The sequence below is a fragment of the Photorhabdus aballayi genome, assembly GCF_026153155.1.
GTDB lineage: Bacteria > Pseudomonadota > Gammaproteobacteria > Enterobacterales > Enterobacteriaceae > Photorhabdus > Photorhabdus luminescens.
The window spans coordinates 1-17025 of record NZ_JAPFCD010000054.1 but is presented as its reverse complement, the minus strand read 5'-3'; the positions used below and the strand labels follow the sequence as shown (position 1 = coordinate 17025).

Genomic DNA, 17025 nt, shown 5'->3' with positions numbered 1-17025 from the left:
GGAAATATAACCAAAATAGAGATCGATATACAAACTGAGGTTATCGCAATGAAGAAATTTTTTCTATTTTTTATGGCATTGTTTTCATTAGCAGCTTATGGGGAAAATACAATGGATAAAGTTAAATATATTACTTATTTAGACACTAATCGGGTACGTTGTGTCCTTAGAATCAATGGAATATATACCTTAAGCAACCTTTATTCAATGACTGGAACTATTTCGACAGGATACAATGTTGCACCATTATTACAAAATGGTAAAAATACTATCTATATCGAAATGGCTCCATTTAGTGATGCAAAAGAGGGATACATTTATAAAGATAAGGATGCGGAATGTAAAGTTCGACTGGTGAGGGTGACACCTTACCAGTCGGATGAAATTACGAATATTATCGCTAGTGTGGCCGACAAAAATGGTATAGCAGAGCCTAATAGTATGAAATCCATTAATTTTAATACTAATACCGAGCAGTATAGTAAAATTACGGAAAAGAATCTCAAGGATGAGGGTATTTATTACGCCGAACGAACAGTGACATTAAATGATCTGCCTATTTGGGCCTGGACTATAGCTACTCCTTTGCCGGAAACGGAAGCAAGTACTGAACTGGTCAAAAAAGCTTATGAAGATGTCTGGCAAATAATGAAAAATAAAGATTTGGCCGCTTTACAATCGGTATCAAAATTAATGTTGTATGAACATGCTCAGGCCAATAATAGTACAGAACAAAGTTTTTTTGATTCTCTGGATTTTAAGAAAGATTTTGATAACGGTTATCAGGCGATACCGATAAACTGGAGTAAATATAAATTAGTACGTTATATGGGCGGGAGGTTATTTCGGTTCCAGCTTGAGCATAGTAATAATTCACCTTTATTAATTGAAGATAAAAATAATAGTGAGAATGGTCGCACATTTAGCCCTTATTTTTCTTTAATTAATGGAAAAGTGGTTATTTCAAGATAATTATGGTTTGTTTTAATTAACTCAGTATTAGCTGTTTATGATTGTTAATACTGAGTGATAAGGAAATATAATCAAAATAGAAATTGACATATAAATTGAGGTTATAGCAATGAAAAAGATTTTTTTATTCTTCATGATATTATTTTCAATATCAGCTTATGGGAAAAATACTATGGATAAAGTTAAATATATCACTTATTTAGAAACAAACCGTGCTTATTGTGTTCTCAGAGTCAATGGGATCTATATTTTAAGCAATCTGGGTTCAAGGACTGGAACAATATCAACGGGTTACAATGTTGCACCAGTATTGCAAAATGGTAAGAATACTATTTATATCGAAATGGCTCCGTTTATTGATGTAGACGAGAAATATGTTTATCAAGAAAAAGGTACGGAGTGTAAGGTCAAACTGGTAAGAGTAACTCCTTATGAATCTGATGAAGTGACTAATATTATCGCTAGTGTGGCAGATAAAAATGGCACGTTGGAGCCAACCAGTATGAAATCTGTTAATTTTAATATTGATACCGCTCAGTACAGTAAAATCACAGAAAAAAATCTTAAAGATAGGGGGTTTTATTATGCGCAACGAATAGTGACATTAAATGATCTGCCTGCTTGGGCCTGGACAACGGCTACCCCTTTGCCGGAGACTGTGACAAGTACTGAGTTGGTTAAAAAAGCCTATGAAGATATTTGGCAAATGTTGAAAAATCAGGACTTAACGGCATTGAAAACAGCCTATCAATTAACGTTGCATGAGGAATCTCAAGCCAATGATAGTACTGAACAAATCCATTTTGATTCTTTGGATTTTAAGCATTACTTTGATAGGGGTTATCAGGCAGTACCGATAGACTGGAGTAAATATAAACTGGTGCGCTATATGGATGGCCGATTATTCCGATTTGAAGTTAAAGATGGAATACAATCTCCATTATTAATTGAGGATAAAAATAATAGTGAAGATGGTCAAACATTTAACCCTCTCTTCTCTTTAATCAATGGAAAAGTGGTTATCTCAAGGTAATTATGGCTTTTTTTAGATAACTCAGTATTAACTGTTTTTTTCAGTTAATACTGAGAGGTAAGGAAAGGCTATGCTTTCGATTAACATGAAAAGTGCCGTTTGTGATTGTAAAACTCCGTCCCCTTGTATTCACAAAGTTAGTATTAAAAGTGGGTAAACGGGTTTTTCATTATAACCAGATTGAGCCGATAGGGGATATTTGAGTGGTTGATAAAGCGGGTGGTATACCGGTGACGATTTCCTTGGTGGGAAAAAACAGTGTGTGTCTGACAATCCACACTATCTATCTGTTTTTTATTGCGTTATTTTTACGATTTTTTTCATAAAATAAAAAATAACCAGCGGGAAAGTACCTTAATTCCCATCTATTTGGGTAATATTGTTTTACATGTAGATTTATTTTCAACTCACTATTAATGGTTAATGATTTTCGATTAAATTCCATTAACTCTCCTTATGAAAGGTTTTAACTAAGTTAAATCCTCCCTTGATATAAGAATTCAAGGGATATTAAAGTTATCTTTGCTATTTTTTGCTAATCTGGTTTTTGACGTCGTTTAACTTTGTTATATCCAATTGAATTATTGAGAAGATTTCCAGTCCCGATACTTTTTGTAAATCGCTTTTCGGTACCAGAAGAACTGATATTGAGAAAGGTTGATTTTGCATTGGCAAGACAAGGATAGCTTAAGAACTATGAAGGAGGGAAATATCGCTTCCTGTCATGTAAGGTGTCAAGATTTGGGCCATTGTCTGGCGGTATGTAATATTTCCTCACGGTCTTGAATGGTTTCTGGCATCCAAAATAATTGCATTACTTGGCCTCAAAACGGCGGAGTGTAGCTTTGCGGCGGGCTAAAAATTTATCCTCAACTTGTTCGGCTGGAATTAGATTACCAGCATCGGTAGAAGCTTGGCCTATTTCTATTTGCCTGCGGAACCAAGCATCATGGGCATTCGCTGCCGCGGTAAAGTCATTTTTCAAGGCGTCATCAACTCTAAAGGTAAAAGTAGTTTCGCTCATAGTTATTATTCCATCTAAATGTGTTACAAAGTAAGTACAGTGTAGTAATTAAATGGGTAGAATACTACCAGAAGGATAGTAAAATATAATATTTAGATAAACTTAAATCCGAAATAGTGTCACCTATTTGTAAAAAATTTATTATTGTCTGTTATTTATTCTCGTAAATAATATTGTGAATTTTTTATTTAAAATATCTTTAATAAGTGAGATGGTATATTGATAATCCTTAGTTAAATTAATAAATGAAAATGATGGTCATTATTTATAATTCTGGCTTGTTAAAGCTTAAAATTAATGTACCTTGATGATTAAATTATTGTTATATTATTTTAATGTCTTGGTGGTAATGTTTTGTTAAAATATAATTTCATTTAATATAACCAAGTATTAACCACTATAAATAGTTAATACTTGGCAATAAAATAAATAACCAAGTTAAAATAAATCACATATATACCCTATAGATTTCAAGATGCATCGCGACGGCCAGGGAGCGAATCCCCGGGAGCATAGATAACTATGTGACCGGGGTGAGTGAGTGCAGCCAACAAAGAGGCAACTTGAAAGATAACGGGTAATATTAGAGCTTTTCTCCATTAATGGCTGACCAGTGATAAGGTTGCAGTTCACGTATGGCTTTAAATAACAGTTCATTTTTATCATTAGTCACCGCGGCTTTTACTGAGCCTCCCCAATGAACCAGACGTTCCTGACATATTCCACATGGCGTCAAAATGATATATTCACAGCCGGCATCTTCACGGTAGAGACATAAAGAGTGTGTTACCGCTTCATTCAATTTATGGGCTTCTAAATAAGCGCCAACTTCCATACAAAGGGATAATGCGTCAATTTTGGTATCAGGGGCAATGCTGGTTAAGATTTTGCCCGATTCTGTCCGTACTGAGGCAGCGCCGCCCCATCCTTTAGGGTATCGTTTTTCAATTAAGTTAACTGCGGCATTATATAACTCTTGTTCTATATTCATTAATTTATTACTCCGTTCTAATTAGCTTATTTTTTTCTATGTTAATAACATCTTTGAAAATAAGCGGTTAGTTGATAATAAAATGCGCTTGTCTTTTTCTTATCGACAGAATTTATAGTATAGAACAGTACGATTTATTTTGTGTAGAATACTTATAATTTTTTTAGATCAATTCCGGTTTAAAGAATGCCCTTAAATAACCATACCACTGATAATAATTGCCAGTCGGTTAAATAATTCACTAAACATACGCTCGGTAAATGGCGCTAACATCGGGATTAAAAGCGTGAGTACCAATATGCCGGTAGTCAGTGTTAATGGAAAACCGACCACAAAGATGGAAAGTTGTGGTGTCATCCGGTTTAAAATCCCCAATGATAAATTCAGTGTTAATAATAGTGTTATTAATGGTAGAGCTAGCATCATGCCGTTGATAAATATCATACTGGCGCTTTGTGCTAGCAGTAAAAATCCTTGAGCGCTGAGTTGCAGTGGTTGTACCGGAAGAATTTGGAAGGTATCCGCCAGAACCGATAATAGCCATAGATGACCGTCAAAGGCCAGAAATAATAGTAAGGTTAATAGGTTAAAGATTCGTGCCAATATAGGCATATTAGGGCCGCCGGAGGGATCAAAAAAAGTAGCGAATGAAAGCCCCATCTGTAAACCAATTATTTCACCGGCATGACGTACTGCTGCAAAGGCAATTTGCATTGTCAGGCCAAGTGATGCCCCAATTAAGATTTGCTGGAGCATCACCCAGAATGCCGCAACAGAGAAAATAGGCACTTGCGCAGGTTGCAGGTTTGGCATCAAGAGCAGTGTAACCATCACCGCCAGTCCAATTTTGACTTTCTTAGGCACCTGTTTTTCACTGAATAATGGCGCAGTACTGAACAGCGCAAGCACCCAAACCAGCGGCCAGAAAAATTCACTGACGAACTGGATCAGCATTTCACTGTTAAAAGAGATCATAATTAGCCAATTATCACGGGTATGCTGCTGTAGAGCTCACGCATGTAGTCCAACAATAGGTTTAACATCCAGGGTCCGGCGATAACGGTCGTGACAAATACCGCCAGAATTTTGGGAATAAATGACAGCGTCATTTCGTTAACCTGTGTTGCAGCTTGCAACAAGCTCACAATTAAACCACACAATAGAGCCGCTAACAGCAGCGGCGCCGCTAACGCCAGTGCGACTTTCATGGCTTCTGTTCCCAATGCCATGACTGATTCAGGAGTCATAATGTCTGTCTCTTTTCAGGTCAACCATAAAAACTTTGTGCCAGAGAACCCAGTAGTAATTGCCAGCCGTCAACTAAGACAAATAGCATGAGTTTAAAGGGCAGTGAGATAGTGGCGGGCGGCACCATCATCATCCCCAACGCCATTAATACGCTGGCGACGACTAGGTCAATAATCAGAAATGGGATAAACAGCGTAAAACCAATCTGAAAAGCGGTTTTCAATTCGCTGGTGATAAATGCCGGCATTAATACTCGCATAGGAACGGAATCGGCAGTTTCAAATGGCGGTTGATCAGCAAGACGAGCAAATAACGCTAAATCGTTTTCTCTTGTTTGACGCAACATAAATTGCCGTAATGGCTTGGCGCCATTTTCTAAAGCGGTTTCCAGACTGATTTTATCTTCACTGAAAGGTAGATAAGCATCTTGATAAACTTTATCGAAAACCGGCGACATAATGAAAAACGTCATAAATAGCGCCAGTCCAAGTAAAACCTGATTAGGCGGCGCCGATGGGGTGCCTAAAGCATTACGCAGTAAACCCAACACGATAATAATGCGGGTAAAACTGGTCATCATGAGTAAGGCTGCGGGAATAAAGGTCAGCGCGGTAATGAAAACTAATGTCTGAACTGGTAGTGACCAACTTTGCCCGCCGTTTGCCAGTGGTTGGCTGATGATGCCCGGCAACTGTGCCGCGGCATCCAGCGGTAAAATAAGCGCAGCGAGTATCATCCCCAGGCGGCATGACAAGGCAAACTTATCCCTTGGTATAAAGAAAGAACTACTTTTTTTCATCATCTTTGCCTTGTCGCATCAGCGTATTTTTTAAAATCTGACCAAACAGCGCTGCTGGTTTTATAGCTTGCCCTTCGGTGTTATCACGGTTGGACTCAGGTATTGGCATCTGATGTAATAAATTAATTTGTTGAGCAGTGACGCCCAGTACCAGCCAGTTATCTTCAACTTCCACAATAACGACGCGTTCACGTTGTCCCAGAGAGCAGCTGGCTTTGATACTTAATTGTTGCTGAGTTTTCCCTTTGTTGGAAAACAGCCCCATACGGCGTATCAACCAAGTGAGGGTGAAAATCAATAGCAATACGCCTGCCAGTGCGCTGCTGACTTGCATCAGTGTTTGACCTGCGGGAAGTGGCGCAGATGTGGTGACTTGAGTAACCGCTTGGGTTTGCGCGACAGGTTCTGCCGCGCCATTATGCAGAGAGGGCTGGAAAGCCATATTAACGACTCAGGCGACGCATACGTTCAGAAGGGGTGATGATATCGGTGATACGGATACCGTATTTATCGGATACAACCACAACTTCACCCTGAGCGATCAGATATCCATTGATTAAAATATCCAATGGCTCGCCAGCAAGACCATCAAGGGAAACAACCGAACCTTGAGATAATCTCAGTAGTTGTTTGATAGTCATTTTGGTCCGGCCCAGTTCTACGGATAATTTGACCGGAATATCCAGAATCAGGTCGATATCCGATAAGTGAGCCAGCGTATCCTGAGGCTCCAGAGATTCAAAAATTGACGCGCTACTGTCAGAGGTTTGTTGTTGCGCGGCCTGTTGTTCCAGAGCTTCTGCCCACATATCTTCGGCAGATCCGGTTGAAGCGGTATCTGTGGGTTGCTTAGCATCACTCATTGGGCTGTTCCTCATCCAGAGCATTTAAAACAGGGTTAATAAGATGTTCGACACGCAGGGCATATTGCCCGTTTAATGTTCCGTACTGACTGGTGAGCACCGGCACACCATCGACGTGAACGATCAGGCGTTCGGGTTTATCAATAGGTAAGATATCGCCCGGCTGAAGTTGCAGGATTTTTGACAGCCGCAGCGGGATATCAACAAAGTTAGCGACCAATTCCAGCTCTGAATGCTGAACCTGTTTTACCAGGCTTTCTCGCCACAGGCTGTCTTCTTGCCGCACATTGTCCAGCGGTGGATTGGTTAGGCGTTCCCGTAGGGGTTCGATCATGGCAAACGGAATACAGATGTTAAATTCGCCGCTCAACGCCCCAATTTCCACTTGAAACGGCGTTGTCACCACAATATCGTTCGGTGATGTCGTGATGTTGGTGAATTTCACCTGCATTTCAGAGCGAACGTATTCCACTTCAATTTTGAAAATGGCGCTCCAGGCGTCGCGATAGGAATCCAGCGCCATACGCAACATCCGGTTAATTACTCGTTGCTCAGTATGGGTGAATTCACGGCCTTCTACTTTGGTCGGGAAACGTCCGTCACCGCCAAACAGGTTATCTACCGCGATGTAAACCAAGCTTGGCGCGAATGCGAACAGCGCTGTTCCTCTCAACGGTTTCAGATGAACCAGATTAAGGTTGGTCGGTACTGCCAAATTACGGGCGAATTCGTGATAAGGCTGAATTTTTATTGCACCGACAGTAATGTCAGGACTACGGCGGAGCATGTTAAACAGCCCCATCCTGAAATGACGGGCAAAGCGTTCATTAATAATTTCCAGTGCTTGCAGACGTTCCCGAATAACACGGCGTTGGGTATTAGGATCATAAGGGCGAACCTCATTTTCCCTGGACGCGGTATTTTCTGCATCGTCACTGGCACTGTCGCCATTGAGCAGAGCATCAATCTCTGCCTGTGAAAGAATATTGTCACTCATGGTGATTATCGCAGAATAAACGTGGTAAACAGCACATCGGTGATGACCTGATCCGGCTCACCGGGCACCAAGGTTGGGAGAAGTGTTTGCTTGATGTCGTCCATCAGACGCAATTTACCGCTGTCATGCGCCAGATCGGCTGATTTCTGGCGTGATAATAGCAATAACATACGGCTACGAACTTCCGGCAGATACTCGTGGAAGCGCTGGCGAGTTTTTTCATCGGCTAAACGTAAAGTCACACCAATGTAGAGCACTCGGTCAAAGTGATCTTCATTGTCGATCAGGTTGACGGTAAAAGGTTCCAGAGTCATAAAGACCGGGGTTTCTATGGCTTTGGATGCTGTAGAGTCACTCTCTTTTGCCTGTTTAAGCGCCCACCAACTGTATCCCCCGATGGCGGCGCCGATAACGGCAATCAGTACTAACAGTATCATCCCAAATGGATTTTTGCGTTTACGCTCGTAGCTATAGTCAGACATGGACAGACAAATTCCTGTTTTTGTTGCGGATAAATGTCCACGCGTTCCGTGGTGGACTGACTTATCCATCAATATCGATGATCATTATCCCGCGTATTTCCGTAGGCAATAGCTGGAACAAACGGGGAAAAAACTACTAACTCGTTCGTTTGTTGTGAGCCTTGTTTATACCCGTTATCTTTCAAGTTGCCTCTTTGTTGGCTGCGCTCGCTCACCCCGGTCGCATAGTTTGCTATGCTTCCGGGGATTCTCTGTCTTGCCGTCGCGATGCATCTTGAAATCCATAGGGTATATACCTTCCCTCATCAGGCGAAAATATCCACACCTCCCCGAGCCGATGCCAGTTGATGAGGGGCTAAACGTACTGTGGATTCGGTAGCGGAATGGTTTTCTGAGGCGGTATCAGCATTGTGACTTGCGGTTCCGCCTGAATGTTGTGAATCAGAGCGTTGTTCTTGTTGCCACGGGCTGGCGTTGTCACTGCTGACACTGCTTTGAGTCAGTTGAATACCACTTTCTGCCAGTGCGTGGCGAAGTCCAGGTAATGCTGCTTCCAGTGCCGCCCGGACATGGCTGTGAGCCGATGCCAGATGTAATTGCGCTTGATTATCTTCAACAGACATACGGATTTGCAATGCGCCTAGCTCTTGTGGATGCAGGCGTAATTCTGCCTGTTGCAGGCCGTTGCGGTTGAATAAAATAATTTGCTGGTTTAGTTGTTGTTGCCACTCTTCACTACCCAACTGGGCATTCAGTAATGGGGTAGAAGCGCTGGATAACTGAAACTGGGCTGTCTGATTGTGCCCTGCGGAGAGCAGGGGAGAGGTTGTTACAGAGGAGATTTGCCCGATTTGTTGATTTTCAGTGGCGGCCGGCGCGTGTTGGATCTCAGCTTGAGCGGTGGTCTGAATCAGTGCGGATTCACGCGGATGATTTTGCGTTGCACTTTCAACTTGAATTCCGTGCTGAATGGTTGTCGAAGCAAGCTTGGGCTTTACTGGAGAATGTTGCGCCAGACCATTTTCAGGTTTGGTTTTAAAAAGCTCTTCTTCCTGTTTTAGCTGTTCTGGAGTCGCTGTCTGAGGGTTTTCCTCAGTCGATAATCCCATAGCGACTAATCCTTTAACGCTAATTTGACGGTTTTTATCATTATGCTTGGTGAGTCCGTCAGGTTGGAGGCCACTTTTCTGGTTTTCTGATTTGATGGCTAACCCGGATAATTGTATGGGTAAACTTGCCGCCAGCTCTTCTGCTGACATAAGTTGTTCATCAACAGGAGCCGGTTGTTTGTTGGCATCTGTTTTTGCATCAAGGGGAATCAGCGAGGAGGTAATAGACTCCGTGGGTATTTCATTTGGGATAGATAATTTGTTTGAGATGGATAGTTCATTTGAAATAGGTAATTCAGTTGAAGTAGATAATTCAGTTGAAGTAGATAATAGTGGCGACAAACCGTTGTTTGTATCATCTGTAATTTCTTTTTCTTCTTTGGATGACATTTTTCCTGGTTTAACCGCACCTTTTGGTGCCAGTTCGGTTTCCAGATTAAGAAACTGAGCAAAAGCCGAAGGCTGATCGGCATCAGGGCGTGAATCACTGCGAGTGGGTTGGTTTTCTGTCGGTTTCAGGTCGGCAGGCAAAAGAGTGAGATTCATTATTTATTTCTCCGTTGTGCGCTACGTTGGGCATACTCATCCATCTGTTTCTGCTCCGTTCTGTTCTGATGTAATCTTCGGTTGTTATCTGCCCGTTGTTGCAAGGTATCGAAAGCATTGAGGCGCTGTTGTTTTTCCCGCCACTGTGATAAAGCCGTATCAAGCCGCTGTTGCCATTGATTGAGTTGCAATTTGTGCTGTTCAATCGCTTTTTCCAGCGTTTTCATGAATTGCTGATAATTTTGCCAAGTGGTGCATGGCATACCATGACTTAGTGTGTCATTCAGGCGTTCCCGGTATTCATCCTGATAGCCCATCAACGTTGCGAGTTGTTGTTCCATTTGCTGATGGTTCTGACGAACTTGCGCCAGGTGAGTGGCGGCTTTTTCCACTGCATTTTGTGCAAGGTCACGCAAGGTCATGAGAGGTGATTGTTGCTGCATCTTATTCCTCGCTTTAATGGCAACACCCAGAAAATCGTTACGTTACGTAGGTAACAACTGTTGTAATTGAATGCAGGCCGCTTCATATTCACTACGCTCTTCAATATCTTGCTGTAGAAATTGCGCCATGTAGGGATAGAGCTCAATGGCTTTGTCCAATAGCGGATCACTGCCTGCCGCATAAGCACCGACGTTAATCAGATCACGGTTGCGTTGATAGCTTGCGAGTAGTTGCTTGAACTGCTGTACCCGCCGGTAGTGCGGCTTATCAATGAGGGAGGTCATCGCGCGACTGATAGAGGCTTCAATATCAATTGCCGGGTAATGCCCTGATTCTGCCAGCGAACGGGAGAGGACGATGTGACCATCCAGAATTGCGCGGGCTGCATCGGCTATTGGGTCTTGTTGATCATCACCTTCGGTGAGTACGGTGTAGAACGCGGTAATGGAACCGCCGCCGTTCACTCCATTCCCTGCACGTTCCACAAGCGCCGGAAGTTTGGCGAAAACCGAAGGCGGGTAACCTTTGGTTGCCGGTGGTTCGCCAATGGCCAGAGCAATTTCACGTTGCGCCATACTGTAACGGGTCAATGAATCCATAATCAGCAATACATGTTTACCCCGATCACGAAAATCTTCAGCGATACGGGTGGCGTAGGAAGCGCCTTGCATGCGTAATAGCGGTGAAATATCGGCGGGTGCGGCGACAACCACTGAGCGGGCTAAGCCAGCGGCGCCAAGGATGTTTTCGATAAAGTCTTTAACTTCACGGCCACGTTCACCGATTAAGCCAACAACAATCACATCAGCCTGTGTATAACGGGCCATCATGCCAAGTAGGACACTTTTACCGACCCCAGAACCGGCAAACAACCCCATACGTTGCCCGCGACCTACGGTCAGTAGGGCATTAATCGCTCGTACACCGACATCCAGTACATCGCTGATTGGTGTACGTTGCAGAGGATTGATTGGCGGTGTGGTGAGTGGCGCACGATAACCGGTATCTGGCGACGGCAAACCATCCAATGGACGACCGGCGCCATCCAAAACTCGTCCTAACAGTTCCGGGCCAAGCGGTAACTGGCGTCCACTGCCGCAATCTTCACTGTACGGGCGGGCGTATACCCGGGCGCCGGGGACAATGCCTTCCAGATCTTCAAGTGGCATGAGGAGAAGTTTTTCGCCATTAAAACCGACAACTTCACTTTCAACTTCTTCAATATTGCTGCCATTCTGTCGCTCAATCAGGCAGGTTGCCCCCAGAGGCAGATGTAAACCCGTTGCCTCCATCACCAGCCCGGTCGCTCTGGTCAGACGTCCATAACGACGCACTGGCGAGGTTTTCGCTAGTTTCTGCTCAAAAGCATCCAGTGTCGCCAGCCAGCGCCCGAGTCTTGCTGTCATTACAATTCTCCCGGTGCGGCCAGCCGGCACAATTCGTGCCAGCGGGTTGCCAGACTGGCATCTAAATCGCCTTCATCTGCACTGATTTTGCAACCACCAGGATGCAGTTTGCTATCTGCCAGTAAGCGCCAGCCGTGTAATGAGAGCGTGTTGCCTAATTGTTGTTCAACCATTGGCATATCCCGTGGATGAACCCGCAATTGAGGTTTACCACTCAACATCGGTTCCTGTTGAATAAATTCGCGGATTTGATTGAGTAGGGCAGTGCCATCACAAATCGCAGGCTGACCTAAGATCTGTTTTGCAGCGGTCAGTGACAGTTGCATCAAACGGGATGCAATGATCGTGTCAAGTCCTTCCAGTGAGTGTTGGAAATCGGCCAGCAGATTTTGCCACTGCTCTGTGATAGGTTTCTGTTGCTGAATAGCCTCTTGCAACCCCTGTTCCAAACCGGATTCTAAGCCAGCTTGGTAGCCTTTTTCATAACCTTGCGCTTGACCTTCGCTAAATCCCTGTTCATGGCCGGTCTGTCGTGCTTGCTCTTTCAGGTTATCCAGCATTGCCGCCTGTTCAAGGATTTCATCACGCTCCGAGTCTTCCTGTGAGTCATCAACGGGCTCTGGTTTGGCCCGTAGTTTTTCCCACTGTGTCAGTTCGTTTGGTTTCCAGGGTTGCCAGTTAGCATTGTTTAACTTATCAGACATAGCTATCGTCGCCGCCATTCAGGATAATCTCGCCGCTTTCCGCCAGACGACGAACAATAAGCAGAATCGCTTTCTGTTCGCTTTCCACTTGCGACATACGTACCGGACCACGGTTTGCCAGGTCATCGCGCATAATCTCTGCGGCACGTTGAGACATATTGTTGAGGAAATGATCGCGCAGTTGCTGGTTGCAGCCTTTCAGTGCAATGAGCAGGGAGTCAGTGGTGATTTCTTGCAACAGGCGTTGGATACTGCGGTCATCCACATCGACAAGATTTTCAAACAGGAACATTTCATCGATGATTTTTTGTGCCAGCTCGTTATCGTAGGCGCGCATGGCTTCGATAACATTCTCTTCTTGCTGACTTTTCATTAGGTTGATAATTTCAGCCGCGGTACGAATGCCGCCCATTTTGCTACGCTTGAGATTCTGGCCGTCTAACAGGTTATTGAGCACTTCTGTGAGTTCAGCCAGTGCCGCCGGCTGTACGCCGCCAAAAGTGGCAATACGTAGCATGATATCGTTGCGTAATTTGTCATCAAGCAGCGCCAGGATATCGGCTGCCTGTCCGCGGTTTAAGTGAACCAAAATGGTAGCGATAATCTGTGGATGTTCGTCACGGATCATATCGGCTGCCATTTGAGGTTCCATAAAGTTGAGGGTCTCAATACCGGTGGTAGTTTCACGGGATTCGAGAATATCCTCAAGCAGACTGGAAGCACGTTCTTCACCTAGCGCTTTAATTAGCACCGAACGCAAATAGTCACTGGCGTTGATACTCAGTGCCGCATATTGGCCGGCATCTTCTTCAAACTCTGCCAGTACATCCACCAGTTGCTGGTTGGAAACTTGGCGCATACCCGCCATTGTGATACTGAGTTGCTGGACTTCCCTGGAGTTCAGGTGTTTAAACACCTCGGCCGCCTGATCTTCTCCCAGGGTCATTAACATGACGGCGCTTTTTTCTGTTCCGTTCAGGCTCATTGTTCGTTACTCATCCATTGACGGATCACCAGCGCCACTACGCGAGGATCTTTTTCTGCCAGTTCGCGGATGCGTTGGCTTTGAATTTCAGCACTGACTCGTTGACGCGTCAGTCTCTGGCGTGTTTTTTCATCCATTTCCGCACTCGATTCAGTCACTTGTCTTTTCTGAACTTTCTGTGCTTCAAGGGCGGCTTTTTCCGCAGCGCGTTTTTTGGCAAGTTGAGGAACAACCATTTTGCGCCACAGCAGCCATGCCACCAGAATCAATAGCAGGTAACGGCCAAAATCGAAGGCTTTTTCCAACAGAACTGGGTTCTGCCAGACAGGAATAACCTCGATATTTTCTTTGCTTTCAGTAAATGGCGTGTTAACCACATTCAAACTGTCGCCACGCTCTTTAGAAAAGCCCATCGCTTCTCTGGTCAGCGATTCTATTTTTGCCAATTGCTCAGGTGTTAATGCCTGAGTTTCCGGGCCATTTTTGCCTTCCACCGTGACATAATTGACGACAACGGCGACAGATAAGCGTTCAACGCCGCCGGCTTGCTGTTGCACATGGCGAATAGTCCGGTCCACTTCATAGTTTGTGGTTTCGTCACGGCGGTTATTGCGATTATTGTTCACCACGCGCTCGTTACTGTTACCCGTGGATGAGGCTTTCTTATCGCTCTTGTCGTTTTTATTGTTCTCTTTGGTATTTGGTTTATCAATCGGCGCACTCGGCGGCGGGCTCGGTTGATTGGAAAGCGCACCAGGAATACCGCCAACCATAGGCCCGCCGCTCTGTTCGCTTTCACTCAACTGTTTTGAGCGAACCGCAGCCTGATTTGGGGGTTGGTTAGGTTTATATTCTTCCGCTGTCTCTTCACGGCGTGAAAAATCCACCTGTGCTGTCACTTGTGCGTGAACGTTACCACGACCGACAACCGGGGATAGAATCGCTTCAATACGATGCTGGAAACGATTTTCCACTTCCTGAATGTATTTCAATTGACTGGTGTTTAGATCGCGTCCAGTAGCATCGGCTTGGGTCAATAGACGTCCGGTCTGATCAACGATGGTGACATTGCCCGGTGGTAAGCCAGCGACGCTACTGGAAACCATATGAACAATGGCGTTTATCTGGCCTTCATCCAGGGTCCGGCCTTGTAGTAATCCAACGGTCACGGAAGCTGAGGGCGATTTCTGTTCACGGACAAACAGCGAGGGTTTCGGGAGTGCAAGGTGAACACGGGCATTTTGCACCGGCCCCAAAGATTCAATGGTGCGTGACAGTTCACCTTCCAATGCCCTTTGGTAGTTAACTTGCTCACTAAATTGGCTGATCCCAAACTTTTCTTTATCGAGTAGTTCGAATCCAGCAGCTCCACCCTTAGGCAACCCTTGTTGCGCCAATCTTAGTCGTGTCTCATGCACCTGTTCGGCAGGGATCATGATAGCAGCGCCATTTTCGGCAAAACGGTAAGGGATATTTAATTGGGTTAATTGGGTGACAATATCGCCGCCATCTTTATCGCTTAGATTACTGTAAAGCACCCGATAATCAGGGCTGCGTAACCACAGGAAAAGGGCAATGACAATCGCAACGGCTGCGCTGCCGGCAACTAATAATGGCACTTTAGGATCAGCTTTTATCTGGTTAATGATAGCACTGAAACCTCTAGTTTGATTTTCAACGTCAGTTGTTGCGGCACTCATAGACGATCCTTGCCTTGCTGTTCAACATGAATACTAAAAGCGTGGCGTAACAAAACAGACTCCCCATACGCAAGCGAAAAAATTCTTCCTATTTTCAGTTTTGTCATTATTCGCTGTTCACTCATCTTTTAATGGCACAATAAGCCCAGACTTTTTACTTTAATTACCCGCTTTAGATCGAGAGGGCTATGTTAGGGTGGCAGTCTAAAAATATGCCGTATATACCTTGGGTTAATATGGCATTGAATTGAGTAGGTTATAGAGTGGTTTAACACGAGGTTTTTATGTCAATTCAGGCAATTGAAGGCGTGCTGCAACTGATGCAAGTTCAGGCGTCACAGGCAGCAAGTATCGCAAAACCAATACCATTGCAGAGTGGATTTGCCAGTCAACTGATGGCGGCTGTTGGTAAAATTAATCAGACACGTTTGAATGCTACAAAACAAACTCAGGATTTTACACTAGGTGTACCCGGTGTTGAATTGAATGATGTTATGGTGGAGATGCAGAAATCCAGTATCGCTTTGCAAATGGGCGTCCAGGTAAGAAATAAGTTGGTGGCTTCTTATCAGGAGATTATGAATATGCCGGTGTAATAGTGCGCCATAAATTGGTCTAACCAAATTGACCAGACCAATAAAAACAAATACATTTAAAGTGTATACATCAAGAGGTAGAGGTGATGTTATGGAAAGGATTAATATCTACGATACGAAGACTAACCTGTCCAAAATTGTTCAGGAAGTTGTTCGCACTGGAGAATCAGTAGTGATCGCCAAGAATGGTCATGCACTGGTTAAAATTGTCGCATACAGAGAAGAGAAGCCTAAACGCAAATTAGGTTTCCTCAAAGGCAAAGGTAGTGTTCCCGCCAATTTTGACGATATGAACAGGGCCGAAATTGTTCATATGTTCGAAGGAAAATATTTTTAATGGAATTGCTGTTAGATACTAATATCTTGCTGTTTATGGCATATGAACCGGAAAAACTGAGAAGTGATGTTGTTGATCTTTTGGAAGATACCGGCAAAACCCTTATGTTTTAGTGCAGCGTCAATATGGGAGGTGGTCATTAAAAGGAATCTGAACAAGCCTGATTTTTCCGTCCCACCATAATAAGCGCGGTCTCTAAAAGATTACTAACGCTATCATATAAAGAATGGGGGGATCATAGTAATAAAAATTTAGTTACGATTGAAAAAAATATAAGCAATGGGAATGAAACTGTTAGTGGTTTTTATTGGAAAGAAAGCGAAGATCTTATTTTTGGGCATACATTAGATATAAATTTGACCAAATTATCTATATACAAAGACCATCTGACAAGTGTTACAAATAAAAAACTAACAATTATAGTAGATGGAGTCAAATACCATCTTGGGCATCGTATAAAAGAGTCAGTTTATTATTCTCCACAATATAAAAGTAGTGAAGCTGAGAAAATAGGTGATCTGTTAAAACAAATAGATAAAACCTTCCGTTTTTACTGTAATTGGCATGATTAATTTATATAGCTGATTTTTTTCAACCTTGGCAAATGCTCTGTATCTTAGTCAGAGTTCTGGTTAAGAGAGGGGCAACTGGGGGGATTCTTCGTATATATCAGTAGTAAACTTAGAGTTTACAACTAAATATCTGGAATTTTTGTATTGCTAGATTATTCAAGGCTGCGCTCCGGCGTGGTCTTTTTATTTTTCACAATCAACTTAAATCACAGGGCTA

20 protein-coding genes are annotated in these 17025 nt (G+C 43.7%); 5 read left to right on the top strand and 15 right to left on the bottom strand.

What is annotated here, in order from left to right; translation table 11 throughout:
* Positions 1-48 precede the first annotated feature (48 nt).
* Positions 49-972 carry a hypothetical protein gene (locus tag OO184_RS20130; protein ID WP_265380722.1) on the top strand — a complete coding sequence of 308 codons (924 nt, stop codon included), beginning with the start codon at positions 49-51 and terminating at the stop codon, positions 970-972.
* Between the two features lie 109 nt (positions 973-1081).
* Entirely contained in the window at positions 1082-2005 is a 924-nt protein-coding gene (locus OO184_RS20125; RefSeq protein ID WP_265380721.1) for a hypothetical protein, read from the top strand.
* Positions 2006-2819: 814 nt separating this feature from the next.
* Here the strand turns inward: OO184_RS20125 and OO184_RS20120 are convergent.
* From OO184_RS20120 to fliF, 15 genes are all read right to left on the bottom strand, one after another.
* Positions 2820-3029, bottom strand: a complete 210-nt coding sequence (locus OO184_RS20120; RefSeq protein WP_265380720.1) for a hypothetical protein — start codon at positions 3027-3029, stop codon at positions 2820-2822.
* 583 nt (positions 3030-3612) lie between these two features.
* A complete protein-coding gene (locus tag OO184_RS20115; RefSeq protein WP_265380719.1) occupies positions 3613-4020 on the bottom strand; it encodes a cytidine deaminase in 408 nt (135 codons plus the stop codon).
* Positions 4021-4212: 192 nt separating this feature from the next.
* Positions 4213-4995, bottom strand: a complete 783-nt coding sequence (fliR, locus tag OO184_RS20110) for a flagellar biosynthetic protein FliR (RefSeq protein ID WP_265380718.1) — start codon at positions 4993-4995, stop codon at positions 4213-4215.
* Between the two features lie 2 nt (positions 4996-4997).
* Entirely contained in the window at positions 4998-5267 is a 270-nt protein-coding gene (gene fliQ / locus OO184_RS20105; RefSeq protein ID WP_049581963.1) for a flagellar biosynthesis protein FliQ, read from the bottom strand.
* A 20-nt stretch (positions 5268-5287) separates the two neighbouring features.
* Positions 5288-6004, bottom strand: a complete 717-nt coding sequence (gene fliP, locus OO184_RS20100; protein WP_214053280.1) for a flagellar type III secretion system pore protein FliP — start codon at positions 6002-6004, stop codon at positions 5288-5290.
* 49 nt (positions 6005-6053) lie between these two features.
* Complete coding sequence (gene fliO / locus OO184_RS20095; protein ID WP_265380717.1) at positions 6054-6509, bottom strand: flagellar biosynthetic protein FliO; 456 nt, start codon at positions 6507-6509, stop codon at positions 6054-6056.
* Between the two features lies 1 nt (position 6510).
* Entirely contained in the window at positions 6511-6930 is a 420-nt protein-coding gene (fliN, locus tag OO184_RS20090; RefSeq protein ID WP_049581960.1) for a flagellar motor switch protein FliN, read from the bottom strand.
* Complete coding sequence (gene fliM, locus OO184_RS20085; RefSeq protein WP_265380716.1) at positions 6923-7927, bottom strand: flagellar motor switch protein FliM; 1005 nt, start codon at positions 7925-7927, stop codon at positions 6923-6925. The genes fliN and fliM overlap by 8 nt, the downstream gene beginning before the upstream one ends.
* Positions 7928-7932: 5 nt before the next feature.
* A complete protein-coding gene (fliL, locus tag OO184_RS20080) occupies positions 7933-8409 on the bottom strand; it encodes a flagellar basal body-associated protein FliL (protein WP_265380715.1) in 477 nt (158 codons plus the stop codon).
* A gap of 305 nt (positions 8410-8714) precedes the next feature.
* Positions 8715-10064, bottom strand: coding sequence for a flagellar hook-length control protein FliK (locus tag OO184_RS20075; RefSeq protein WP_265380714.1), 1350 nt, complete (start codon positions 10062-10064; stop codon positions 8715-8717).
* Positions 10064-10507: a flagellar export protein FliJ gene (gene fliJ / locus OO184_RS20070; protein ID WP_049581956.1), complete on the bottom strand. Its 444-nt coding sequence runs from the start codon at positions 10505-10507 to the stop codon at positions 10064-10066. Before fliJ ends, OO184_RS20075 begins: the two co-directional genes overlap by 1 nt.
* Before the next feature lie 42 nt (positions 10508-10549).
* Positions 10550-11914 (bottom strand): flagellar protein export ATPase FliI, encoded by a 1365-nt coding sequence (gene fliI, locus OO184_RS20065; RefSeq protein WP_265380713.1) that lies wholly within the window; start codon positions 11912-11914, stop codon positions 10550-10552.
* The gene (gene fliH, locus OO184_RS20060; protein WP_265380712.1) at positions 11914-12618 is read right to left on the bottom strand and encodes a flagellar assembly protein FliH; all 705 of its coding nucleotides are present in this window, start codon (positions 12616-12618) and stop codon (positions 11914-11916) included. Before fliH ends, fliI begins: the two co-directional genes overlap by 1 nt.
* Complete coding sequence (gene fliG, locus OO184_RS20055) at positions 12611-13603, bottom strand: flagellar motor switch protein FliG (protein WP_265380711.1); 993 nt, start codon at positions 13601-13603, stop codon at positions 12611-12613. The genes fliH and fliG overlap by 8 nt, the downstream gene beginning before the upstream one ends.
* Positions 13600-15303: a flagellar basal-body MS-ring/collar protein FliF gene (gene fliF / locus OO184_RS20050; protein ID WP_265380710.1), complete on the bottom strand. Its 1704-nt coding sequence runs from the start codon at positions 15301-15303 to the stop codon at positions 13600-13602. The genes fliG and fliF overlap by 4 nt, the downstream gene beginning before the upstream one ends.
* 284 nt (positions 15304-15587) lie before the next feature.
* On the opposite strand from fliF, the gene fliE reads away from it, so the two are divergent.
* From fliE to OO184_RS25500, 3 genes are all read left to right on the top strand, one after another.
* Positions 15588-15899 carry a flagellar hook-basal body complex protein FliE gene (gene fliE / locus OO184_RS20045; RefSeq protein WP_049581949.1) on the top strand — a complete coding sequence of 104 codons (312 nt, stop codon included), beginning with the start codon at positions 15588-15590 and terminating at the stop codon, positions 15897-15899.
* Between the two features lie 91 nt (positions 15900-15990).
* Positions 15991-16236 carry a type II toxin-antitoxin system Phd/YefM family antitoxin gene (locus tag OO184_RS20040; RefSeq protein ID WP_265380709.1) on the top strand — a complete coding sequence of 82 codons (246 nt, stop codon included), beginning with the start codon at positions 15991-15993 and terminating at the stop codon, positions 16234-16236.
* Positions 16237-16415: 179 nt separating this feature from the next.
* Positions 16416-16808, top strand: coding sequence for a DUF7823 domain-containing protein (locus OO184_RS25500; RefSeq protein WP_446500475.1), 393 nt, complete (start codon positions 16416-16418; stop codon positions 16806-16808).
* Positions 16809-17025: the final 217 nt, after the last annotated feature.